Annotated in this window: 26 protein-coding genes; 10 read left to right on the forward strand and 16 right to left on the reverse strand. The window is 64.8% G+C overall.

The features are described from left to right. Positions 1-59: 59 nt before the first annotated feature. Positions 60-1,022 (reverse strand): D-2-hydroxyacid dehydrogenase family protein, encoded by a 963-nt coding sequence (locus tag QX048_RS10360; protein ID WP_315750242.1) that lies wholly within the window; start codon positions 1,020-1,022, stop codon positions 60-62. Positions 1,023-1,144: 122 nt separating this feature from the next. Beyond that, complete coding sequence (locus QX048_RS10365; protein ID WP_315717844.1) at positions 1,145-1,363, reverse strand: hypothetical protein; 219 nt, start codon at positions 1,361-1,363, stop codon at positions 1,145-1,147. A 304-nt stretch (positions 1,364-1,667) separates the two neighbouring features. On the opposite strand from QX048_RS10365, the gene ettA reads away from it, so the two are divergent. The 3 genes from ettA (at position 1,668) to QX048_RS10380 (ending at position 5,357) form a co-directional block, all read left to right on the forward strand. Then, complete coding sequence (ettA, locus tag QX048_RS10370; RefSeq protein ID WP_315717864.1) at positions 1,668-3,317, forward strand: energy-dependent translational throttle protein EttA; 1,650 nt, start codon at positions 1,668-1,670, stop codon at positions 3,315-3,317. 142 nt (positions 3,318-3,459) lie between these two features. Then, a complete protein-coding gene (locus QX048_RS10375; protein WP_315717843.1) occupies positions 3,460-4,038 on the forward strand; it encodes a TIGR00645 family protein in 579 nt (192 codons plus the stop codon). Between the two features lie 131 nt (positions 4,039-4,169). Further along, positions 4,170-5,357, forward strand: a complete 1,188-nt coding sequence (locus tag QX048_RS10380; RefSeq protein WP_315717841.1) for a lytic murein transglycosylase — start codon at positions 4,170-4,172, stop codon at positions 5,355-5,357. 87 nt (positions 5,358-5,444) lie between these two features. Here QX048_RS10380 and QX048_RS10385 read toward each other — a convergent pair whose 3' ends face one another. Then, positions 5,445-5,726, reverse strand: coding sequence for a hypothetical protein (locus QX048_RS10385; protein ID WP_257169446.1), 282 nt, complete (start codon positions 5,724-5,726; stop codon positions 5,445-5,447). Positions 5,727-5,940: 214 nt separating this feature from the next. Continuing rightward, the gene (locus tag QX048_RS10390) at positions 5,941-6,261 is read right to left on the reverse strand and encodes a hypothetical protein (RefSeq protein ID WP_315717840.1); all 321 of its coding nucleotides are present in this window, start codon (positions 6,259-6,261) and stop codon (positions 5,941-5,943) included. Between the two features lie 629 nt (positions 6,262-6,890). On the opposite strand from QX048_RS10390, the gene QX048_RS10395 reads away from it, so the two are divergent. Next, complete coding sequence (locus tag QX048_RS10395) at positions 6,891-7,175, forward strand: bacterioferritin-associated ferredoxin (RefSeq protein WP_315717838.1); 285 nt, start codon at positions 6,891-6,893, stop codon at positions 7,173-7,175. 120 nt (positions 7,176-7,295) lie between these two features. Beyond that, positions 7,296-7,781, forward strand: a complete 486-nt coding sequence (gene bfr / locus QX048_RS10400) for a bacterioferritin (protein ID WP_315717837.1) — start codon at positions 7,296-7,298, stop codon at positions 7,779-7,781. A gap of 95 nt (positions 7,782-7,876) precedes the next feature. Here bfr and QX048_RS10405 read toward each other — a convergent pair whose 3' ends face one another. The 5 genes from QX048_RS10405 to QX048_RS10425 all read right to left on the reverse strand — a co-directional run bounded on the left by QX048_RS10405 (position 7,877) and on the right by QX048_RS10425 (position 14,005). Beyond that, a complete protein-coding gene (locus QX048_RS10405; protein ID WP_315717836.1) occupies positions 7,877-8,188 on the reverse strand; it encodes a DUF3240 family protein in 312 nt (103 codons plus the stop codon). Beyond that, the gene (locus QX048_RS10410) at positions 8,185-11,259 is read right to left on the reverse strand and encodes a CusA/CzcA family heavy metal efflux RND transporter (RefSeq protein WP_315827121.1); all 3,075 of its coding nucleotides are present in this window, start codon (positions 11,257-11,259) and stop codon (positions 8,185-8,187) included. The genes QX048_RS10405 and QX048_RS10410 overlap by 4 nt, the downstream gene beginning before the upstream one ends. Then, entirely contained in the window at positions 11,260-12,381 is a 1,122-nt protein-coding gene (locus QX048_RS10415) for an efflux RND transporter periplasmic adaptor subunit (protein WP_315827120.1), read from the reverse strand. A 187-nt stretch (positions 12,382-12,568) separates the two neighbouring features. Continuing rightward, on the reverse strand, positions 12,569-12,922 hold the full coding sequence (locus QX048_RS10420) for a hypothetical protein (RefSeq protein ID WP_409977983.1): 354 nt from the start codon (positions 12,920-12,922) through the stop codon (positions 12,569-12,571). A gap of 21 nt (positions 12,923-12,943) precedes the next feature. Further along, positions 12,944-14,005 (reverse strand): alpha/beta fold hydrolase, encoded by a 1,062-nt coding sequence (locus QX048_RS10425; RefSeq protein WP_315827119.1) that lies wholly within the window; start codon positions 14,003-14,005, stop codon positions 12,944-12,946. 96 nt (positions 14,006-14,101) lie between these two features. Here QX048_RS10425 and QX048_RS10430 point away from each other — a divergent pair, with 96 nt between their 5' ends. After that, a complete protein-coding gene (locus tag QX048_RS10430; protein WP_315827139.1) occupies positions 14,102-14,374 on the forward strand; it encodes a DUF2277 domain-containing protein in 273 nt (90 codons plus the stop codon). A gap of 30 nt (positions 14,375-14,404) precedes the next feature. Here QX048_RS10430 and QX048_RS10435 read toward each other — a convergent pair whose 3' ends face one another. Both QX048_RS10435 and QX048_RS10440 read right to left on the reverse strand, forming a co-directional pair. After that, the gene (locus tag QX048_RS10435) at positions 14,405-14,932 is read right to left on the reverse strand and encodes a collagen-like protein (RefSeq protein WP_315827118.1); all 528 of its coding nucleotides are present in this window, start codon (positions 14,930-14,932) and stop codon (positions 14,405-14,407) included. A 161-nt stretch (positions 14,933-15,093) separates the two neighbouring features. Then, positions 15,094-15,363: a helix-turn-helix domain-containing protein gene (locus tag QX048_RS10440; protein ID WP_315717831.1), complete on the reverse strand. Its 270-nt coding sequence runs from the start codon at positions 15,361-15,363 to the stop codon at positions 15,094-15,096. A 449-nt stretch (positions 15,364-15,812) separates the two neighbouring features. Here QX048_RS10440 and QX048_RS10445 point away from each other — a divergent pair, with 449 nt between their 5' ends. Then, on the forward strand, positions 15,813-16,253 hold the full coding sequence (locus tag QX048_RS10445) for a hypothetical protein (RefSeq protein WP_315717830.1): 441 nt from the start codon (positions 15,813-15,815) through the stop codon (positions 16,251-16,253). Positions 16,254-17,120: 867 nt separating this feature from the next. Here QX048_RS10445 and QX048_RS10450 read toward each other — a convergent pair. Then, positions 17,121-17,654 (reverse strand): mismatch-specific DNA-glycosylase, encoded by a 534-nt coding sequence (locus QX048_RS10450; protein ID WP_315827117.1) that lies wholly within the window; start codon positions 17,652-17,654, stop codon positions 17,121-17,123. 109 nt (positions 17,655-17,763) lie between these two features. Between QX048_RS10450 and QX048_RS10455 the strand changes: the two genes are divergently transcribed. After that, a complete protein-coding gene (locus QX048_RS10455; RefSeq protein ID WP_315827116.1) occupies positions 17,764-18,384 on the forward strand; it encodes a glutathione S-transferase in 621 nt (206 codons plus the stop codon). 33 nt (positions 18,385-18,417) lie between these two features. Here the strand turns inward: QX048_RS10455 and QX048_RS10460 are convergent, their stop codons facing one another. From QX048_RS10460 to QX048_RS10470, 3 genes are all read right to left on the reverse strand, one after another. Continuing rightward, entirely contained in the window at positions 18,418-18,687 is a 270-nt protein-coding gene (locus tag QX048_RS10460; protein ID WP_315827115.1) for a hypothetical protein, read from the reverse strand. A gap of 194 nt (positions 18,688-18,881) precedes the next feature. Continuing rightward, entirely contained in the window at positions 18,882-19,136 is a 255-nt protein-coding gene (locus QX048_RS10465) for a hypothetical protein (protein WP_315827114.1), read from the reverse strand. Positions 19,137-19,362: 226 nt separating this feature from the next. Beyond that, positions 19,363-20,622 (reverse strand): acyltransferase, encoded by a 1,260-nt coding sequence (locus tag QX048_RS10470; protein WP_315827113.1) that lies wholly within the window; start codon positions 20,620-20,622, stop codon positions 19,363-19,365. Between the two features lie 662 nt (positions 20,623-21,284). On the opposite strand from QX048_RS10470, the gene QX048_RS10475 reads away from it, so the two are divergent. Then, positions 21,285-21,629: a hypothetical protein gene (locus tag QX048_RS10475; RefSeq protein WP_315827112.1), complete on the forward strand. Its 345-nt coding sequence runs from the start codon at positions 21,285-21,287 to the stop codon at positions 21,627-21,629. A 288-nt stretch (positions 21,630-21,917) separates the two neighbouring features. Here the strand turns inward: QX048_RS10475 and QX048_RS10480 are convergent, their stop codons facing one another. Further along, positions 21,918-22,304: a RidA family protein gene (locus QX048_RS10480; protein WP_315827111.1), complete on the reverse strand. Its 387-nt coding sequence runs from the start codon at positions 22,302-22,304 to the stop codon at positions 21,918-21,920. Positions 22,305-22,377: 73 nt separating this feature from the next. Between QX048_RS10480 and QX048_RS10485 the strand changes: the two genes are divergently transcribed. Next, on the forward strand, positions 22,378-22,917 hold the full coding sequence (locus QX048_RS10485) for a hypothetical protein (protein WP_315827110.1): 540 nt from the start codon (positions 22,378-22,380) through the stop codon (positions 22,915-22,917). The last annotated feature ends 123 nt before the right edge of the window (positions 22,918-23,040 follow it).

Here is a 23,040-nt window from a genome sequence, read left to right on the forward strand (position 1 = left end):
ACGTTGAAAACACCCTCCTCGCGGAGGGTGTTTTGCTGTGAGGGCCGCGCTCGCCTGCTTCAAGCCAGCCGGCGCGGCGGCTCGGCTCCTGCGAGCCAGGTGGCGATACAATCGACCATCTGGCCGTAATGGGCGCGAAAACTCTCCTCGGTGACGTAGCCGAGATGCGGCGTGAGCACGACATTGCCGAGCTGGCGCAGCGGATGGGCGACGGGCAGCGGTTCCACGGAGAACACGTCGAGGCCGGCGCCGGCGATGCGCTTGTCGCGCAGTGCCTGCAGCAATGCGGCCTCGTCGACGATCGGCGCGCGCGAGGTGTTGACGAGATAGGCGGTGGCCTTCATGCGCGCGATGTCGGCCGCGCCCACCAGCCCGCGTGAGCGGTCGCTGAGCACGACGTGGACGGTGATGACGTCGGCGGCGGTGAACAGCTCCTCCTTGGTCGCGTAGCCTACTCCCGCCGCCTCGCAGCGTTCGGGCGTCAGGTTGGGGCTCCAGGCGATCACGTTCATGCCGAACGCCTTGCCGAGCCCGGCGACCTTGGTGCCGAGCTTGCCCAGCCCGATCACGCCCAGCGTCTTGCTCTCGATCTCCACGCCGCCCAGCGTCTGCCAGGGCTGCCCGGCATGCATGAGAGCATTCTCCTGGCCGATCCTGCGGGTCAGCTCCAGGATCAGGCCCATGGTGAGCGCTGCGGTGGGGTCACGGCCATATTGCGTGCCGCAGACCATGATGCCGCGCGCCTTGGCGGCCTCCAGGTCGATGGCGGCGTTGCGCATGCCGGAGGTGATCAGGAGCTTCAGCTTCGGCAACCGCTCGATCAGGGAGCGCGGCAATGGCGTCCGCTCGCGCATCGCACAGATGATGTCGGCATCGGTGAGCGCGCCGGCGGCCGCTTCCTCGTTGCCGAACGGCTGTGTGAAAGCCGTCACATCCACTCTGTCGGCCAGCCGGGGCCAGTCGGCCAATGAGAGGGCCGTATCGTAATAGTCGTCGAGGATCGCACAGCGCAGCCGTGTCATCGGCAGGGTCCATTCATCGGGAGACGGCGGCAATGGTGAAGGCCGTCAGGAATGGAGCCATGCTTGCGCGCAACGCGCTGGTTGCGCAAGGCATCGTCACGCTCACGTGGAACCAGGAGACGTTAGTCGAGGCGGGTCTTCAGCCTGAACGCGGCGTCATGGCCGTACTTGGCGCGCCAGGCGGGGCCGGGGCCGCGCATATAGTGCAATTCTGGCCGGTACGGGTTGAAGGCGCGCGCGACGAATTCGCGCCAGAAGCCGCGGATGTCGTCCGCGATCCCGGATCGGTCTTTGCGGTGTGCCGCCGGAGCGGGCAGGGAGGCTGAGGTGAAGGCTGCCATGACGGGCTCTCGCTGTTGTCGGTCGCGGCTTTTGCCGCTTGGGCGCGCGGGGTCTTGCGGGCCGAGACCGAGTGTCCCGCCGAATTAATTAAAAGATGGTTGCAATTGTCGTGATCCGCCACACACAAGGTGATGGACCCGTATTCGTCCGTGGGCGGCAGGCCGGGCCGGCGCAGGAACGACCGTGATTCTCCCGGCATTTGTTCCCGCCGAGACCGGCTCGCCGGTTGCCCTTTGGGGACCGCGCGGTTACATCAGCGGCAACCATTTTCCGAAAATTCCGGCAGGCTTCAAGGGACACGCGATGGCGCGCCAGTTCGTCTATTTCATGCAGGGTCTGTCCAAGACCTACCCGACCCGCAAGGTGCTCGATAACATTCACCTGTCGTTCTATCCGGACGCCAAGATCGGCGTGCTCGGTGTCAACGGCTCGGGCAAGTCGACCCTGCTCAAGATCATGGCCGGTATCGACAAGGACTATACCGGCGAGGCCTGGGTGGCCGAGGGTGCCCGCGTCGGCTATCTCGAGCAGGAGCCGCAGCTCGATCCGAAGCTCACGGTGCGCGAGAACGTCATGCTCGGCGTCGGCAAGCAGAAGGCGATCCTCGATCGCTACAACGAGCTGGCGATGAACTACTCGGAAGAGACCGCCGACGAGATGACCAAGCTGCAGGACGAGATCGAGGCGCAGGGCCTTTGGGATCTCGACAGCAAGGTCGACCAGGCGATGGATGCGCTGCGCTGTCCGCCCGACGATGCCGACGTCACCAAGCTGTCCGGTGGTGAGCGCCGCCGCGTCGCGTTGTGCAAGCTGCTGCTCGACCAGCCCGAGCTGTTGCTGCTGGACGAGCCGACCAACCATCTCGACGCCGAATCGGTGTCCTGGCTCGAAGGTCACCTGCGCAATTATCCGGGCGCGATCCTGATCGTGACCCACGATCGCTACTTCCTCGACAACGTCACCAGCTGGATCCTGGAGCTCGATCGCGGCAAGGGCATCCCCTACGAGGGCAATTATTCGTCCTGGCTGCAGCAGAAGCAGAAGCGGCTGGAGCAGGAGGGCCGCGAGGATGCCGCGCATCAGCGCACTTTGGCGCGCGAGCAGGAGTGGATCGCGGCCTCGCCGAAGGCCCGCCAGGCCAAGTCCAAGGCGCGCTACCAGCGCTATGAGGAGCTGCTCAAGAAGGCCAGCGAGAAGCAGACCCAGACCGCCCAGATCATCATTCCGGTCGCCGAGCGGCTCGGCCAGAACGTCGTCGATTTCGACGGATTGTCCAAGAGCTTCGGCGACCGCCTGCTGATCGACAATCTCACCTTCAAGTTGCCGCCGGGCGGCATCGTCGGCGTGATCGGTCCGAACGGCGCCGGCAAGACCACACTGTTCCGCATGATCACCGGGCAGGAGAAGCCGGACGCTGGCACCATCACCATCGGAGAGACCGTGCATCTCGGCTATGTCGACCAGTCGCGCGACGCGCTCGATGGCAACAAGACCGTGTGGGAGGAGATCTCCGGCGGCAACGAGCTGATCCTGCTCGGCAAGAAGGAAGTGAACTCGCGCGGCTATTGCTCGGCGTTCAACTTCAAGGGCGCCGACCAGCAGAAGAAGGTCGGGGCGCTGTCCGGCGGCGAGCGTAATCGCGTTCATCTCGCCAAGATGCTGAAGTCGGGCGCCAACGTGCTGCTGCTCGACGAGCCGACCAACGACCTCGACGTCGACACCCTGCGTGCGCTCGAAGAGGCGCTGGAGGATTTCGCCGGCTGCGCCGTCATCATCAGCCACGATCGCTGGTTCCTCGACCGCATCGCGACCCACATGCTGGCCTTCGAGGGCGACAGCCATGTCGAATGGTTCGAAGGAAACTTCCAGGACTACGAGAAGGACAAGATGCGCCGGCTCGGCCAGGACAGCGTGATTCCGCACCGGGTCAAGTACAAGAAGCTGACGCGCTGATCCCTGATCTCGCGAGGCGCGACGCGGTCTCTGTTCCGAGACAAAGCGTCGCGCCCCGGCTGCGGCCAGTTGTCGCTTTTCCGCGTGCTGCGATTGCGTAGATACATGATCCGCAATCCCTCCCAGCCGCGAGATTCTTCACATGTCTTCCTCCGACGCGACCCTGTCCTCCAAGGGCGGAGCGCTGCGCCCCATTCCCATGCTGATCTTCGGCTCGCGCTGGCTGCAGCTGCCGCTCTATGTCGGGCTGATCATCGCGCAGGGCGTCTATGTCGTGCTGTTCCTGAAGGAGCTCTGGCACCTGTTCGCGCACGCGTTCGATTTCTCCGAGCAGCAGATCATGCTCGCCGTGCTCGGACTGATCGACGTGGTCATGATCTCGAACCTGCTCGTGATGGTGATCGTCGGCGGCTACGAAACGTTCGTGTCGCGGCTCAATCTGCAGGGCCATCCCGACGAGCCGGAATGGCTCAGCCACGTCAATGCCAGCGTGCTGAAGATCAAGCTGGCGATGGCCATCATCGGCATCTCGTCGATCCACCTGCTGCGCACCTTCATCGAGGCCGGCGCGCTTTCGTCGGGCAAGTCGAACTACACCGAGACCGGCGTGATGTGGCAGACGATCATCCACACGGTCTTCATCCTCTCCGCGATCGGCATCGCCGTGGTCGACAAATTGTCGAATGCCGCGATCGAAGAGACGAAGCAGGCGGGGCATTGAGCGGCAGCCTCGGGTTCCGTCGGTGGCCTGCTGACGTTCACAAGTGCCGCGGGCTATGGTAGCCCTGAGGCATGGTTCGGCAGCTGCTACTCCGTTTGCGCAGGCTCGTTCTCGTCGGTCTGGCGCTCTGCATGTTCGGCGATGGCCAAGCGAGCGCGGCTGACGCCGCCTTCACGCAGTTCATCAACTCGCTCTGGCCCGAAGCCAAGGAGCAGGGCGTCTCCCGTGCGACGTTCGAGGCGGAGACGCGCGGGTTGGAGCCTGACTACAAGCTTCCCGATCTGCTGCTGCCCGGCCGGCCCGCGACGGGGGCGCCGGCGCAGGCCGAGTTCGTGCAGGTGCCAGCCGACTACATCAAGGAAGCGTCGATCGCGCGGCTGGCCGCGCACGGCGAGAAGCTGATCCAGCAATATCGTCCGGCACTCGCCGAGATCGAGCGCCGCTTCGGCGTGCCGGGGCCGGTCGTGCTTGCGATCTGGGGCCGGGAGACCGATTTCGGCCGCTATGCGCTGCCCTACGATGCGCTGCGCGTGCTGGCGACGCAGGCCTATGTCGGCCGCCGCAAGGACCAGTACCGCACCGAGTTCATCATGGCGCTGAAGATGCTGAGCGACGGCGTGGTGTCGCGCCGCGATCTCAGGGCGTCATGGGGCGGGGCGGTCGGGCTCACCCAGTTCCTGCCGTCGGAGTACTACAAGCACGGTGTCGATCTCGATGGCGACGGCAAGGTCGATCTCTGGCATTCGGTGCCGGACGCGCTGGGCTCGGCGGCGCTGCAGCTTGCCAACAAGGGGTGGCAGCGCGGCCTGCGCTGGGCCTACGAGGTCAAGCCGCCAGCGACTGTCGACTGCGCGATCGGCGTGCCGGAGGTGAAGAAGCCGATCGGCGAATGGCTGCGCGCCGGCTTTGTCCCGGTACGCGGCCAGCGGCTCAGCGCAGCCGAGCAGCAGCAGCCCGCGTCGCTGCTGCAGCCTGAGGGCATCTATGGTCCGGCGTTCCTGACGACGGCGAACTACTTCGTCATCAAGGAATACAATTTTTCCGATCTCTATGTGCTGTTCGTCGGTCACCTCGCGGACCGTATGACGAGCCCGGCTCCGTTCGCGACACCATGGTCGGCGTCAAAGCAGCTTCGGAGCAAGGACGTCGAGGCGATGCAGAAGGGCCTGACGCGGCTCGGTCTCTACGGCGACAAGCTCGACGGCAAGGCCGGCATGCAGACCCGCGCCGCGCTCGGCGCATTTCAGAAGAAGGCGGGCCTGAAGGTCGACTGCTGGCCGAGCGAATCGGTGCTGCAGGCGATCAACGCCGCGCGCTGAGCGGCCGATTCGGTGCGAAGGCCGGAGCCGGCAGTAAAAAGCCCGGCCGCAAGGCCGGGCTTTTCGCATCGAGATGTATCGTCAGGATCAGTAGCAGACGCGAACCGGGCGGGACACCCAGCCATAGCCGTCCCAATAGCGCTCACGGCGCCACACGCACGGCGGCGGGCCCGGCGGAGGGGCTTCGACGTAGACCGGACCGCCATAGGCCGGACGGCTGGACGCGATCGCGCCGCCGAGCAGGGCGCCGCCGATCAGGCCGGCTGCCACGCCGGCACCCACGTCGCCAGCCTTGGCGGCCGGTGCCGTCACGCTCAGCGAACCGGCGATGGTCGCAACCGCAAGCACTGCGGTCAGGATCTTCTTCATGTTCCGAGATCTCCTGGAAGGCGCCCTCGCAGGCGCCGGGTTGGTGATTCACGCACGATCTGGGCCGTCAGCATCGTGAGAAAACACGACAATCCGTCAACCCTTCGTAAACTCTGTTCGACCTGATGCGACGGAAAAACGGTTTTTTCTGGCCGTGCCGGCCGCCGTTCTCGAAATTCCGGTGCAAGGTCATGGAATTAATGAAGGTGAACGATCACTCGCAAACCCGGACGCGGCGAATCCGCCAGCCGTAGCCGTCCCAGAAGCGCTGGCGCTGCCAATAGCAGGCGTAGCCAGGATCGGCGACGTAGGCAGGCCCGCCGTAATAGGAGTAGCCCGGTTCGTAAGAATATCCGGGCCCATAATAATAGGGATTGCTGCCCGCAGCGATGGCGCCACCGATGAGGGCACCCCCGAGCAGGCCGGCAGCGACACCGGCGGCGACACGACCATTGCGCGCTTCAGCAGGAGCAGGGGCCAGCGCTGCGGTCGACAGCGTTGCGACGGCGGCCAGGGCCGCAAGAGTCTTCTTCATGACCTTAACCTCTCTCACTCCAGGTCGGCGGATCGCGTATCAAGCGATACGGCAGGTTCACACATCCCGCTTGAATGATCAATGAACGGGGGCGTCCCATTGGACGACCCAAGTCCAGGATACGTTCAATGCTGCATTGCACAAAATTCACTGCCGCATTGGAGCCGGCATGACCCCCACGATGGCGATGGTCGTGGCGATCGGATTGACCTCGGCCGTCTGCTACGCGCTGTTGGTTCGTGTCGACCGCAGGCCCAACCGCCGCCGTTCGTCCGCGGACAGCACCAGCGTCGACTCCCACGGGGGGTCCAGCTCCAGTCAGGGCGGCGGTCTCGCAAGTTGGTTTTCCAATACCTCGTCGGACGTCATGGGAAACCCGATCGACGGCGGAGGTGACAGTGGGGACGGTGGTGGAGGGGACGGTGGTGGTGGCGACTGAGTTGCGCCTGCTCGATCGCCGCCCACCATTGTTATTCGGCGGTAACTTTGATCTGCGGCAAGCTCGTACAGTTGGAGGCATTCTAGATTGATCGGGAAATTGGAATAGCTTCAAAAGCGCCGTTTTTCCTTTGCGCGGGTAGCTGCGGATGACTATCGATACCTGACCAAGGACGATTGGCCGGTTTCTCATGATTGTTTGTTCCTGCAACGTCATCAGCGATCACGATATCCGCAACGCGGTGAAGTCCGCGGACGAACTGCCGCGGAACCCCAAGCAGGTCTACGGTTGCCTGGGGTGCAGCGCGGAATGCGGCCGCTGTGCGCGCACGATCAAGACGATCATCGACGAGGCGCTGGGTCCCTGTGCTCGCGCCTGCCAGGCCGGCTGTCAGCACGGCCACCACCATGGGACGACACCGGTGAAGGCGATCGATGACGACCTTCAGAGCCGTTTCGCGCTCGCTGCCTGCTGACAGGCATTGCCGTCAGTCGCATCGTTCTCCGCCCGAAAAATGCACATGAACGGGGGTCGTCTCCGCACTTCGAACCTGTTATTGAGCGCCTGCGGCCTCTAACTTTTTCGGAGCTTATCCATGCAGGGCGACCCCAAGGTCATCGAATATCTCAACAAGGGATTGCGCAGCGAGCTGACTGCCATCAACCAATATTGGCTGCACTATCGTCTGTTGAACAATTGGGGCCTTCTCGACATGGCGAAGGTCTGGCGCAAGGAATCCATCGAGGAGATGGAGCACGCCGACAAGTTCACCGACCGCATTCTCTTCCTCGACGGCTTCCCCAACATGCAGGTGCTCGATCCCCTGCGCATCGGCCAGAACGTCAAGGAGATCATCGAATGCGATCTCGCCGCCGAGATCGGTGCGCGGACGCTGTATCAGGAAGCCGCAACCTATTGTCACGGCGTCAAGGACTACGTGTCACGCGACCTGTTCGAGCAGCTGATGAAGGACGAGGAGCATCACATCGATTTCCTCGAGACCCAGCTCGACCTCATCAACCGCATCGGTCTCGAACTCTACACACAGAAGCACGTCGGCGGCCTCGAGAGCGAGCACTGACGGCGTCGGCGAGGCGGCAGTCCGCTTCGGAACGGGAGGCGATTCAGGGCTGGTGTTTCAAGCCTTGAATCGACCGCCCCTGACGTCGAACCCGCTCACGCGATGATGCCGAAGGCGGTGACGGGTACGACCCAATAGACGAGCTGCGTTCCCGCAAACGCGCTTCTGAGCCGCTCGAGGAGCCGCTCGAGATCCTCTTCCGGCAACACGATCCGCACGACGACCTCGTCGGCATGTCCTTTCACCCGCTCTGCAGCGCTCCGTAGCCGGACGCGCGCACCGTGTCCGGCTGCTTCCGAGGCGGTGAAGCCCGTCACGAGATCGGTCTGCTCGCTCAGATGGTCGAGTACCTCGCTGTGAAGTGCATCCGGCACGATCAGGGTCAGGCAGACGGCTTGGCTGCTCATGTGGCTTCCTTCGCAGCAGCGCCGTAGCGGCGATACAGGATCGGCAACAGGATCAGCGTCAGCAGCGTGGACGACAGCAGGCCGCCGATCACGACGATCGCGAGCGGACGCTGGACCTCCGATCCGGGCCCCGATGCAAACAGCAGCGGGATCAAACCCAGCGCCGTGATGCTCGCCGTCATCAGCACAGGCCGCAGCCTGCGCTTGGCGCCATCGACCACGATGCGCTGCTCGGGGACCCCGTGAGCGCGCAACTGGTTGAAATAAGACACCAGCACGACACCATTGAGCACGGCGATTCCGAGTAGTGCGATGAAGCCGACGGAGGCTGGAACGGAGAGGTATTCACCGCTCGAGACCAGCGCGAACACGCCGCCGATCAGCGCAAACGGAATGTTGACGAGGACGAGCAGGGCCTGGCGCACCGAGCCGAACGTGGTGAAGAGCAGCACGAAGATCAAGCCGATCGCCACCGGCACCACGACCGATAGACGCGCGGCTGCACGTTGCTGGTTCTCGAACTGCCCGCCCCATGTCAGCCGATAGCCGGACGGCAGCGGCAGCTCGGCTGCGACCCTTTGCTGAGCCGCCTGGACGAAACCGACCATGTCGCGGCCGCGAACATTGCTGCGAACCACGCTCATGCGGTTGCCGTCCTCACGATCGATCTTCACCGGGCCATCGACCCGCTGGATGCGTGCGACCTGCGAGAGCGCAACATGCTGGCCGGACGCAAGCGTCAGCGGCAGCGCCGCCAGCATCGTCGGCGCCTGCCGCGTGGCCTCGCCGCCGCGGACCAGGATCGGCGTCCGGCGTCCCTCCTCGAGCGCGGTGCCGATCGTTCGGCCTTCGATCTGCGTGCGCAGGGAGGCCGAGATCGAGTCCACCGTGAGCCCGAGCCGGCCCGCCTCCATCCGGTTGACGACGATCGTGTAGTACTGCGCGCCTTCGTTAAGGGTCGTGTAGACGTCCTGGGCTCCATCGATCTCGGATAGAATCGCCGACAGTTTCGCTGCGATCTCGTTGAGCTTGGTGATGTCCGGGCCGAAGATCTTGACCGCGACGTCGCCGCGGACGCCGCTGATCATCTCCTGCACGCGCATGTCGATGGGCTGCGTGAAGCTGAGCGAGACACCGGGGAAGCCGGTCAGAACCTCGCGAAGCGTCTCGAGCAGGACATCCCGGTCGCTGGTCTGCCGCTGGTCTGCCGGCTTGAGCACCAGGAACGTGTCGGTCTGATTGGGGCCCATCGGATCGAGCCCGAGCTCGTCGGAGCCGGTGCGTGCGATGATGCCGGCGACGTCGGGCACCTTCATCAGGGCCGCCTGCAGCCGGGCATTGATGGCGAGGGACTCGTCGAGATTGACGGATGGCAGCGTCTCCACGCTGACGATGACGTCGCCTTCGTCCATCGTCGGCATGAAGGTCTTGCCCAGCCGGGTGTAGCCATATCCCGCGGCAACGAGGCAGACCAGCGCCGCGATGATCACCTTGCGCTCGTTGCCGAGCGCCCAGTCGAGCGCGGGCGCATAGACGCGCTGCGCTGCGCGGATCAGCAATGGATCGTCATGCGACGCGGATGTGAGCACGAAGGATGTTGCGACCGGAAGCACCGTCAGCGCCAGCAGCAGCGACGCGGCCAGGGCGAAGATGATCGCCAGCGCGACCGGAATGAAGAGCTTGCCCTCCAGCCCCTGCAAGGTCAGCAGCGGAACGAACACGATGATGATGATCAGGACGCCCGAGGCGACCGGCTGCAGAACCTCGCAGACCGAGCGGTAGACGATGTGGATCAGCGGCGTGGTGCTTGCGTGATCGTGCTTTGCGAGATTGCCGACGATGTTCTCGACCACCACGACCAGCGCGTCGATCAGCATGCCGATGGCGATCGCAAGGCCGCCGAGACTCATCAGGTTGGCGGACATGCCGACAGCCCGCATCACGATCAGCGCCATCACGATCGCGAGCGGCAGGCTGAGCGCAATCACCAGCGAGGCGCGCCAATTGCCGAGGAACAGCAGCAGCAGCACGACGACGAGCACCGTGGCTTCGCCCAGCGCCCGCACCACCGTGCCGACGGCGCGGTTGACCAGCCGGCTGCGGTCGTAGAACACGTTGATGGTGACGCTGCTCGGTAGCGACGGCTTCAGCTCATCCAGCCGTGCCCGAACGTCGCGCACCAATTGTCCGGCGTTGGCGCCGCGCAAGCCGAGCACCAGCCCCTCGACCGTCTCGCCCTTGCCGTCTTTCGTGACGGCGCCATAGCGGGTGAGGGCGCCGATCTTGACCCGGGCGACGTCGCTGACCCGGATCGGGATTCCGTCGCGGGTGTCGACGATGATCGCGCGGATGTCGTCGATGCCGCGGATGCTGCCCTCGATGCGGACCAGCGCGCTGTCCTCGCCCTGGTTGACCCGCCCGGCACCGTCGTTGCGGCTGTTGGCCTCGATGGCTTTGCGAAACAGCTCGGACGAGATGCCGCGCGCCGCCAGCGCATCGTTCCGCGGCACGATTTCGAAGGCGCGAACATAGCCGCCGAGCGCGTTGACGTCGGCAACCCCGGGCACGGTGCGCAGGGCCGGGCGGATGACCCAGTCGAGCAAGGTCCGGCGCTCGGCCAGCGACAGATCGGGACTGTCGATCGTGAACATGAACATCTCGCCGAGCGGACTCGTGATCGGCGCAAGGCCGCCGCTCACGCCCTCGGGGAAGTCGCGCGAAATGTTGGAGAGCCGCTCCGAGACCTGATTGCGGGCCCAGTAGATGTCGGTGCCGTCCTCGAAGTCGACGGTGATGTCGGCCAGCGCATATTTCGTCGCCGAGCGCAGGATCTTCTTGTTCGGCAATCCGAGCAGCTCCAGCTCGATCGGGACCGTGATGCGCTGCTCGACCTCTTCCGGCGTCAGACCGGGGGCCTTCATGATGATCTTCACCTGGACCGGCGAGACGTCCGGAAAGGCATCGATCGGCAGGCTCGGCAGGACGACGGCGCCAGCGCCGATCACCAGCAGTGTGCTCAGGATGACGAAGAGCCGCTGCGACAGCGCGAATGCGACAAGCCGCTGTAGCATCTACTGCCCCAGTCGCGAGAGGATGCCGCGCAGCGCCGAGATGCCGCCGATGGCGATCTCGTCCTTGTCCGTGAGGGGGCCGGCGATGACGACGTGATCCTGATCCTCCGCGAGCAGCGTCACGGGGACGAGCCGGAAACCGCCTTCCGTGGCGACGAACACCGAGGTCTGCTCGCCGCGACGGACGAGGCCGCTATAGGGAATCTCCCATGCGCTTTCGCCTGCCGAGATGAAGCCGATGCGAGCGGCCGCCATCTGTCCGGAATGCAGCTCACCGTTGTTTGGAATCTCGGCGCGGACGAGAATGGTCTGCGTGGCGGCATCTGTCGTCTCGGACACCAGGATGACCTGGCCCGGTGTCGCATAGCCTTCGATGTCGACCTTGGCGCCGGTCTTGATGGCGCCGATGTTGGTCGCGGGGATCGCGATCTCGGCCCATAGCGGCGACAGCCGTGCAAGCTTTACCAGGGACGCGGCCTGCTCAAGGCGCTGGCCCGGCGATACCGCGATCTCGACCACGGACGCGGCGCGTGGCGCCGTCACGGTGAGTGTCGCGCTGATCGCCGCCTCATTGCTGAGCCGGGCGATGGCTTCGTCCGACAGCCCGCTGATGTGCAGCATCTGCCGTCGTTCGGCGACGACGATGCTGGCCTGGCGCGCTTCGGCCTGGCTCGACTCCAGCACGCGTTGCGGGATGGCTTTGCCTTCGAACAGGTCGGCGTTGCGCTTCAACTGCTGAGCCGCGAGTCCCTCCTGGGCCAGCGCGTGCAGGTAATCGCGCTGGAGCGAGACGAAGCTCGGACTCTCCAGCGTGAGCAGCGGCTGTCCGACGGTCACGCGATCGCCGCGGGCAACGGCGAGGTTGGTGATCATCCCCGCAACCGGCGCGCTGACGACCCATAGTTGAGGCGTGGGAATGACGATCTGCGCGGGATAAGGCAGCGTCCGGTCCATCCGGCTGGAGATCGGATGCGTCACGCGCACGCCGAGGTTCTGCGCCTGGCTTGGCGTGAGCTTCAGCTCATCATCGGCCAACGCAGCGCAGGGCGCGGCGACGAGAGCCAGCGCGAGAGACGCGCGGGCCAGACGGCCTGCGGACCGGAAAAACAATCGCTTGGGCATTTCGATCAGGAATCTTCGCGTTCATGCATGACGCATTCTGCACACTATTTCGGCCAATTTCCGTATTTGTTGAGCTGCGTCAACAGGGTCCGGTCACGAGCCCGCGAGCCGAGCTGAAAATCTCGCTTGAGACCTGTCTTGTCGCCAACGACTCGCAGCAGTCACAGTCAGATGGCGCACATGCGCGTCATACCGCATCGGCGGGAACGAAACAGCTGATGATGATGTCGCCGCGGTGATGGACGTACCACACCACGGCTTCGCCGATCGGGTTGCCGCGGTCGCGGATGATGGCGCGTTCCGGCACCGGCATCCACCGGCCTTCGATCGGTACCCAATAGGTGCCGTCACGGACGTCATAGGTGGTGCGGTGGCCGTCGGAGACATCGCAGCATGGCACGCCGTTCGGAGCGATCACGCTCTTGAACCACGCGCGGATATCGGGCGGGACGTTGTCGAACTGCCCGTTGTCGAAGGCGGCCGCGACGGTCGCGCAGGCGAACGAGCCGATCGTGACAGCGGCCAGCATCGTCCTGCGCATTCGTTCGCTCCCTCTGCCGATCTACATGCCGCGCTGCGGCGCCGTCGCCAGCAATTCGCGCAGCGGCTCGGCGTAGAACTTCGCATTTCCGGTGGTCAGGTGGCCGCGCGTCTCGGCCGAGGTCGGGATGAGGAAGAGCTTGCCGTTGGCGACGCGCTTCATCGCGTCGACCGTGACGCCCGTCTCCGGCGGATTGCGCTCGTCGTCGGCCGAGTTGATCAGCATCACGGTCGCCTTGATCTTGTCGAGATCGACGGACGGATTGTAGTCGTGCGAGGAGTCCCACTGATAGATGAAGTCGTTGGCGTCGGCGGGGATCGGCGTGGCGAGGCGCTCCTCGACCAGCTTGTCGGCCTTGGCGGCGGTCGGTGCCGCGAGCTGGTAGGCGATGGTGCCGCCGGCCGAGGCGGTGGCATAGGCCGTGACGGCGTATTTCATCATGCGCGGCTGCGCGGTGTAGTTGCCGCCGTTGTAGTCGGGATCGTTGCGGATCGTCTCCAGCATCAGCCGGCGCAGCATCCAGTTGCGGGCCGCCATTTCGGTCGGCTGCGAGGCCATCGGCACCGCGACGTCCATGAAGTCCGGATAGCGCGTGGCCCACACCCAGCTGTGCATGCCGCCCATCGAATTGCCGATCACGAGCCGCAGGTGCTTGATGCCGAGCCCCTCGGTCAGCAGGCGGTGCTGCGCGTCGACCATGTCGGCATAGTCATAGGCGGGAAATTTCGTCTTCAGCCCGTCGGAGGGTTTTGACGATTTGCCGTGGCCGATGCTGTCGGGGATGATGATGTAGTATTTGCTCGCATCGAGCGGCTGGTCCTTGCCGAACAATTCGCCGGCGAAGGTCGGCACCAGCATGCTTCCGCCTGAGCCGCCGGTGCCATGCAGCACCAGCACCGGCTGCCCGGTCGGCTCGCCGACGGTCGTATAGTGCAGCCTCAGTTCCGGCAGCGTCTCGCCGGTGTGAAACTTGAAATCCTTGACGACGAAGTCGCCCTGCTTCGGGGCGGGATAGTCGGCGGCGCGGGCCGGCGCGCAAACAACGATGACGGCGGCAAGAACGGCGGCAAGCGGTCGAAACATGGACTCCCCCTGATCATGCGCGACTCTTCCGGCCGCGTCGGAGGCATGATAGCACGGTCTGCGACCTGGTTCAGTACCGGATTGATGGGACTCATCATGTGCCGCAACATCAAGACGCTGTTCAATTTCGAGCCGCCGGCGACGGAGGCTGAAATTCAGGCCTCGGCCCTGCAATTCGTGCGCAAGCTGTCCGGCTTCAACGTGCCCTCGCAGGCCAACGAGGCCGCCTTCGCCCGCGCGGTCGAGGAGGTGGCCGATGCCGCGCGACGGCTCCTGACCTCGCTGCAGACCCAGGCGCCGCCGCGCGACCGCGAGATCGAGGCGGCCAAGGCGCGGGAACGCTCGGCGGCCCGGTTCGGCCCGCGCTGAGGCCCATCGTGCCCTGACGGAGGGCGAAGCTCAGAAACCCTCGTCGTCGTGGTCGCCGCGCCCCTGGGCGTGCTTGTCGTGCTTCTTCTTTTTCTTGCCCTTCTTCTTTTTCTTCTTCTTCGGGAGGTCGATGTCGTGCGGATCGTCGTCCTCGAAGGCCTCGTCCAGTGCATCGTCATGCGTGGTGGCGGCGAAGATGTCGCGCACCGCGACCAGCTCGGCCTCGCGCTCATGCGCCTCGCGATCGCGGTTGCGCTTGTAGTCGTCATAGGCGGCGAAGATCTGCTCCAGCCAGGGCATCAGCTGATCGATCGTCGGCAGCGTGCCTGGCGCTCCCGGCTCGCCCTGCGGACCTTGCGGTCCGGCAGGTCCCGGCTTGCCTGGCGGACCGGCCTCGCCGCGGGGCCCCTGCGGACCGGGCCTGCCTTGCGGACCCGCCTTGCCGTCGGGACCGGGCTTGCCGCGCTGACCATCCGGTCCGCGCCGCCCGGGCTGCCCTTGCGGGCCACGTGGACCCACCGGGCCCTGCAGGCCGCGTCCGGCCGGATTCCTTGCCACTACCGCAACTCCGCTACACGTCTTTGATTCGCAGCGAAGCCTAACAGAGCCGCGACGACGGCAGCAATTGCAGCAGGGCTGCGAGGCCGATTGATCAACATCAATCGGCGCCGCATCCTGATGAGTTCCACGCGATGGGATATCGCGTGGCCGCCGTCGGATCAGGCCGAATAGGCCGGCACCGCGATGCCGTCGGCCGTGTAGATGCGGATCTTGTTGCGCAAGGTACGCACGGGCATGCCGAGCAGCCTTGCGGCGTGGGTACGATTGCCGTTGCAGCGCGCCAGGGTCTGCACGATCAGCTCGCGCTCGATCTCGGACAAGGGCGTGCCGATCAACAGCGGCAGGACCTCCGCCGCGGAGCGCGACGGTGGCATGGCAAGCGGCACGAGTGACGGACTTGCGGCTTCGGATGACAACTCTTGCGACATAACTCCTCCCGATCAACGCCCGCGCCGCCACTGAAACGACGCGTAAACATCGAGACCAACTAAACATCCAGCCCGTAAATCACCGTGGTCGGACAAGGTTAATGGGGCCTTAACGCCGGCGTCCGGCCGCCTCCAGCGCGCCAAATACCCTGAAATCGCCTTGGTTCTGCGCGGGTCTCGACCCATTTCGCCGGCGGCCGGCGGCACATCACGGCCCGCCCGGTCGGCCTGCCCTCCGACAGCCATCGTCAATGTCGGCGGCGGGCCGTTTGCATTGCCAAATTCCTGCGGTGAGAGCGCGTCATTTCGAACACACCGGCGGCGGCGCATGCGTGGTGCCGCGCAAAGGGCTAAATTCGGCCCGATCGATTCGCTTGGTGGGGCATGATCGTCACACACGGCCATCGAATGACCTCAAGCCCAAATTCACTTCGCTGGAGACTTCATCCATGACAATTGCATCCTCGCTTCGCGGTCTGCTGGTGGCACTGACGGCTGCTTGCGGCGCCGTCATTCCGGCCACGGCGCACGCGGATGGCGGCTTCATTACGCTGACCATCTACAAGGCGGGGTGGATCATCGGCGGCTCCGGCGGCAGCGGCGTGTTGAACTTCCACGGCCGCGCCTATCCGCTGTCGACCGGCGGCCTCGACTGGGGCCTGGTGTTCGGCGGCTCGCGCACGGTGCTGCGCGGCCGCGTCAGCAACATCTGGCGTCCGTCCGACGTCGAGGGCGTCTACGGCGCCGCCGGCGCGGGCCTCGCCGTCGGCCGCGGCGTGCGCGGCATCGTGCTGACCAACCAGAAGGGCGCGGTGCTGGAACTCTCGGGTGAACAGATCGGCCTCTTGGCGAACGTCGATCTGTCCGGGCTCGCGATCACGATCAGGTAGTTGCGTCATCGTCGTCGTCATCGTGGCTGCGTAGCAACTCACAACAGGTGTCATCGCCCGCCTGCGCGGGCGAGGACCGTCGTTGCGTGCTGAGCACTGCCAACACCATCTCTCTCCCTCACTCCTGCTCATAAGTCCGCGTTCTCGCCGCATCGCGTGCGCGAGGGATGCATCGTACGAGCCCCATCGAAAATTGAGAGGGGCAGGGAAGGCCGGGAGCTCGCCGCTCCCATGGTCCGCGTGCAACAGATAAGCACGCGGCAGAACCACAGGTTCGGCGGAGACATCCCGGCCTTCCCTGCGCGCATGGTCTGACGGCTTATACGTGGTCTCCCTGGCGCGCCGGCTTGTTGGCCGCCATTGCACGCGTCACGCTTCCGCATGAGCACGCACGTGATACCAGCTTCGGGGTATCAGGACATCACGATTTCGCCGTACGTGACGCTCGCGCTCGTCGGGCGCAGCGATCACGTCCACCGCGGCCCACCTCCACGTATCGTGACGACGCGTACGTCCCTCTGCATGAGGCGGGTTGAGCGGAAACATCGTCCTGATTTGCCCGACATGGCAAGCGCGCGGACGTGCGGCAAACTAACACGACGGGCAGTTGGTGCATGGCGGGGATGCGGAGATTGCCTGTCGGGCAAACCGGTTGTTGATCGCGCGAGGCATGGCGACGCCGCGGCATTTCATGCGATCGCGCCGCCTTCGCGTACTGGATCGTCCGCCTTCGCGGACGATGACGCCTGCATGTTGAGCTGCGGCGGAGCTCGATCCGCTGCACTTGCGAGCGCGAGCCAGAGCGCGGCACCTTGGACCGTCATGTCCCACGTCGGCGGGGCATCCAGTCCTCTGCGGCCTTCCGCCTCAATCGAGACGATCTCGGATGACCAGAGTTCCGGAAGCGCAAGCCACATGCGCTGCCAGCTCCTGCCACGGCTGCAACGTCCACGCGCCAGACGCCGCCCCGGACGGAGAGGCGAGCACGAACGTTGTCGGAAAGCCATCCCGCTCCGGCTGCCGCCCCAGCGCAATCGTGCCGGTCGGCTTGCCATAAAACAGGCTCGCGGCCTTCTTGCTGGTGAAGGCGACGGTTGCCGGGCGATGGTGTCGGATCTTTGCGGCGAAACCGGCGACGTCGACGCCGGCCTTCAGCGCGACATGGTCCATGCCCGCGCCCAGCTTGCACAGATCGGTGAAGCCGATGCCGAGCGACAGCAGCGCCGGAAATTCCTGCGGCTGGTACAGCCGCGGTGTCAGGCCGACCGCGAACAGCGTGCGCCAGAAACGGTTGCCGGGATGGGCGTAGTAGTGCCCGGTCGCCGCCGAGCGTTCGCTCGCGGCGGTGCCGACGAAGACGAGGCGCAGGCCGGGCTGGAGCTGGTCGGGCAGGCGGTCCATGGCTGGCGTTGTCGCATTGTTGCAGCCGCTGCAACAGCCTGTTGCCGGGAGGCCGCATTGTTGCTGCGGCGTCCCTGGTCTAGGTGACGCGGAGCCACGGGAGCACCTGATGTCGCAACGTCGTCTGTACCATTTCGCCCTCTCCGGCCACGCGCATCGCGCGCGGCTGATGCTGAGCCTGCTCGGCCTGCCTTGCGAGCTCGTCGAGGTCGACCTCAAGGGCGGCGCGCACAAGCGGCCGGACTTCCTCGCGCTCAATCCGTTCGGCCAGGTGCCGGTGCTGGTCGACGGCGATGCCGTGATCCCCGATTCCAATGCGATCCTGTTCTATCTCGCCGGCCGCTATGACGGCTCCGGCACGTGGCTGCCGCGCGATCCGCTCGGCCAGGCCCAGGTCCAGCGCTGGCTGTCGGCGGCGGCCGGTCCGCTCGCGTTCGGCCCGGCGGCGGCGCGGGTTGCGACCTTGTTCGGCGTGCCGCTGGACATGGGGCGGGCGCACCAGCTCGCCAACAGCCTGTTCGGGGTGATGGAATGCGAACTTGCCGCGCGGCCCTATCTGACCGGCGCGACGCCGACCATCGCCGACGTCGCGCTCTATAGTTACACCGCGCATGCGCCCGAAGGCGGCGTATCGCTGACGCCGTACCCCAACGTGCAAGCATGGCTGGCGCGGATCGCCGATCTGCCCGGCTTCGTGCCGATGCAGGCGAGCGCGGTCAGCGCAGCCTGACCGCCGCCATGTACGACTGCGTGCGAACGCCGCTTACAGGAAGCAGCGGCGCTCGTCGCGCAGCTTGAGCTGGATGTTGGTCGCCTCGACGAAGGTCGGCACCGGCTTGGACACGATCTTGTAGGTCGACGGCCACTCCACCGGCTTCGACTGCAGCTCGGTGTTCCAGATCTGGCAGATGCCGGTGTTGTCCCAGCGGATCACGTAGTAGCCGGACTTGGGCGCAGGCGCGGCGAAGGCGGTGGGCACGATCGAGGCGGCTGCAATGGCCGCGGCGGCGGCGAGCGTGGTCAGGCGACGCATCATCAATCTCCTCAAACAAAACAACGACAATCGCCCGCCCGCGCGGGCCACCGGCCTTGCGGCCGGACCAAGGCCAAAGTGGTGCGACAAAAGCGCGCGCAACGCAAGCCGCGCGTGCCGTCATTCACAGCGATGTCCGGGATGTGAAACGACGACTTGCCGCCGTCACGTGATGCCATAAGGTGCGAGCGGGCTCACAGCGTGCAGCGGCCCTGCTGGCGCAGCCTGATCTGCCGGCTCACGGCGTCGTTGAACGTCGGCACCGGCCGGCTGATGACCTGATAGCTCGACGGCCATGCGACCGGCTTGAAGGCGAAGGCCTCGCTCCAGACCTGGCAGATGCCGGTGTTGTCCCAGCGGATGATGTAGTAGCCGGCCTGGGCGGGCGCGGCGGCGAGCAGCGCGGCCGCGAGAGATGCAGCAAAAAAGATTGTGGTGAAACGAGGCATCGTCAACTCCGGCAGCGAACTGGCCCGGCCAGCGGGTGGCCCTATGTCGGAGCGGTCTCGTTCATTTTGAAGGCAAGTCTGCAGAACGCGTGCGTCAAAAGCGCGCGATCGTGGTCACCTGATCACTCCTGATGATCCCGGCGGAAGGGGAGGCGGGTCTGCAGGCTCGGCGCGTCGACTTGATTGCGGGGCTGGCGCGGTCGTTTCGGCGACCTCGGCGCACGGCTCAGGGGCGGACGCCTTCGGTGCTCGCGTGCGACGAGAAGCGGAGATCCGCGCCGAAGCTCGCTGCCGGAACCAGCACCGGAGACGCGCCCGTGACGATCGGCGGCGAGGTGACCGGCTGCGCGCGCCGGCGCAGGAAGTGGCGCTCGAGATAGGCGTAGGACAGCGTCGCCGCCACGATCGACAGCGGCAGCCCGATCGCGAGCCGCAGCGGCCACCACACGCCGTAGCTGTCCAGGAAGTTCAGGATCGGCAGGTGCCAGAGATAGATGCCGTAGAAGATCCGGCCGAGGAAGATCGCCACCGGCCATTCGAAGATGCGATGGCAGATCGTGCCGTGGCTCCGCCCCAGCATGGTCAGCGCGAGGATGCCCGGAAGCACGCCGCACACCATGCTGCCGAACAGATAGTAGTTCATGCTCGGCCCGTCCGCCGGCCAGAACAGGAAGGTGACCGTGATCCAGTAGATCAGCAGCGGCCATGCGAGCTTCGGCCACAGGCGATCGAGCGCGGGATAGGCGCCCCGCGGCACCAGCCTGAGCACGACGGCCATGGCGCAGCCTGCCATCAGCGCATCGGCGCGGGTATCGAACGCGGTGTAGAGCCGACGCCACTCCGCGCCATCCATCACCAGCGCCACGCGCCAGGCCCAGATTGCGGCCGCGATGGCGCAGATGGCGCCGACCAGCCGCCAGGTCACGCCGAACCGCTTCACCAGGAACGCGAAGGTCAGCGGCCACAGCAGATAGAACTGCTCCTCGGTCGACAGGGTCCAGGTGTGGCCGATGTCCTCGATCGTCTTCGGATCGAGCACGTACCAGTAGTTGGCAATGTAGGAGAGCGCGATCGCCGCGCGCTCGACCGCCGGCAGCAATGGCGGCCGCAGCAGCCAGGTGAACAGCAGATAGGCCGCGAGCATCAGGAGCAGCGGCGGCACGATCCGGGCGAAGCGCCGGGCGTAGAACTGACGGAACCTGACGGTGCCGTGCTTGTCGATGTCCCGCAGCAGCAGGCCGGTGATGTAATAGGCGCTGGCGACGAAGAACAGGTCGATATAGAGCACCGCGCCCGGCACGAGGCTGTGGGAGACATGCGCCGTGACGACGCCCAGCGTCATCAGCCCGCGCATGCCGTCATGCGAGGGAACGTAGCCGAGCGGATAGACCTGGGCCTGGAAGGCCTCCCGGATCGCCTCCCGCAACGGCGCCGTGGCGGTGCCTGCGAGGCGCAACAGGGCATGGATCGGCAATGAATAAAACATCTATCGTGAAATTTTCGGAGATAATGTTTCGGACTATTAAATCTTATTTAAAATTTAAATCGACCGCAAGAGACGAAATAGCAGGACGGGGGCCATCACGACGCAGGGTTGCGGCGGAATGAGGCAGGCCGCCGCGGTGGCGGCAAACGGCGGCGTCAGCGCAGGTGATGCGAAGGGAAACTCGCGGTGCTGCTGCGGAGCGCAACGGCGTGTTGCTCGACCGGCATCTTCCGCTCCTCGAGGTCGCGTGAACGGCAGAGCGGCGTCCGCTGATCGGCAGCACGATCGCTGGACGACGATCATAGTCATTGACCGTCGCCTCATCGGCAAAACCGCCGGGTGGGCGAAGCGACGTCTCGCTGCATCGCCGCGCGTCGGCTGACGCGTGCCCACCATGCCCTCCGCGGTGGGCGCGCCTCCGCCGCCGCTCTGCGAGCGCCGACGGCGGCTTTGCCCACCCTGCGGTGTCGCGGCCGCCGCGACGCCCTCGATCAGCATCTTCTGGAGTGGGGGCGCTAGACGGGTGAATGCGCGTCCACGACGGTGTCGGTGTCACCAACACGGAGCGACAATCATTGGTTGTAAATCGCGGAATTGAAGTCTAAAATCCGCGATTGTTTGAGCGCGGCCAATTTTTGAGTTTCATTTCAACGGAGCTTGTCATGGAAGAAGCGCATATCAAGTCATTCGAGGCTCTGCCTCAGTCCACCTCATGCAGGATCATCACGTTCGACAGCGCGACCGTGGTGCCTGGCATCGTTCCGAACACCTACTTCCTGATCGTCACCGGCACCAAGCCCTGGGTCACGATGAAGGTCGAATTGCATCCGCTGATCTATATCCGGCAACCCGAATATTGGGGCATCGAGGTGGTCGGCTGCCAAAGCGGCATCGGCTTGCCGCAGACCGCGCCGTATCACGTTGTCCTCGACATCACACACGTGCGCGGCAAGAAGGGGATCGAAGTGATCGGCGCCACGAGCAGGAAGCAGATCAACGTGCCGTAGGTCGGTCGACGGTCGGGTGGGGGGCATTCGCGCGCGCCGAAGCGGATCGCGCAACGCCCTCGGCCTGACCAGCTCACGTTACGACGAGCGCCGCGACACCCTCGATCTCGATCAGCATCTTCGGATCGGGCAGAACGTAGGGCGGGTTAGCGCCCGCGGGACGATTTCACCGCGGAGGGAATGTTTGCCAGGGCGCGTAACCCGCCGCCTGGAATGGTGGGTTACGCGAACGGCGTTCAGCCATGTGCGAGCGTGGAGAGATCGTCGGTTGCCGTCCGCTAACCCACCCTACCGTTTCGCGACCGCCGCGACACCCTCGATCTCGATCAGCATCTTCGGATCAGGCAGCGCTGCGACCACGCAGGTGGTGCGCGCGGGGTAGGGTGCCGGCCCGAACGCCGCGGCATAGAGTCGGTTCATGGTCGCGACATCAGCGGCTCGCGTCAGCAGCACGTTGACCTTGACGAGGTCGCGAATGGTCGCGCCGCCTTCGGTCAGGACGTGGGTGAAGTTGGTAACGACATTGGCGAACTGCGCCTCGAACTCGTCGGGCAGGGCGCCGTCGGCGTCGAAGCCGGGAATGCCGGAGATGAAGAGGAGATCGCCGACGCGGGTGCCGAACGACAGCGGCGGGGCCTTGATGTGGGGTGGGGCGGGGATGTGGTGGATGGGCATGTTTGAGTACTTGCGTTCTGTTGCGAATATCGGGGTATCTAGTCATTTTTGATTGAGAAGGGAGAGCGCCATTATGGTTGATTTCGTCCATTGGATTACAACGAACAGAGATTTCATCACGAGTTGGACTGCCATCCTTGCGATTGTTGCATCAACCGTTTCAATTGCGATCGCGGTGAGCAATATGAGAATGCAGAGAGCACATTATCGAAAAACAGTGATGCCTTTTGGCAATCTAAGTATGGGTGATTACGAAAATCAGCTATTCGTGCGGCTAAGGAATGATGGTGTGGGTCCCATGATTGTCGACGGAGTATCGATTCTGCAAAACGAAAATGGCGCTAAGATTGGCGAAGCGTTGATCGATCTTATGCCCAGAGATCTCTTGTGGGCGACGTTCGTCAAGAACATCTCTGGGCGTGCATTCGCGCCGGGCAAGGATATCGACCTCATATTGTTCGACGTTGATGAAGCCGACCCGGCCTCTATCGCTGCGAGGCAAAGCATTCGTGCAGCCCTGTCAAAGCTTTCAGTTAAAGTGGAATATCATAGCATATACGGGGAGAAATTCCTTGCTCAACGATCTCTTGACTGGTTTGGCCGGCACGCGTGAAGTGAATCCTTAAGGCTAAACACCTGCCGAAGCTGGTAGAAGCAAAAAGCCGGGCTTGCGCCCGGCTTCGATGGATGGCCGGGTCAAGCCCGGCCATGACGACGGAGAGAGTGGAACTGAGTG

The sequence above is a fragment of the Bradyrhizobium sp. SZCCHNS30572 genome (genome assembly GCF_032484415.1).
In the GTDB taxonomy this organism is placed as follows: domain Bacteria; phylum Pseudomonadota; class Alphaproteobacteria; order Rhizobiales; family Xanthobacteraceae; genus Bradyrhizobium.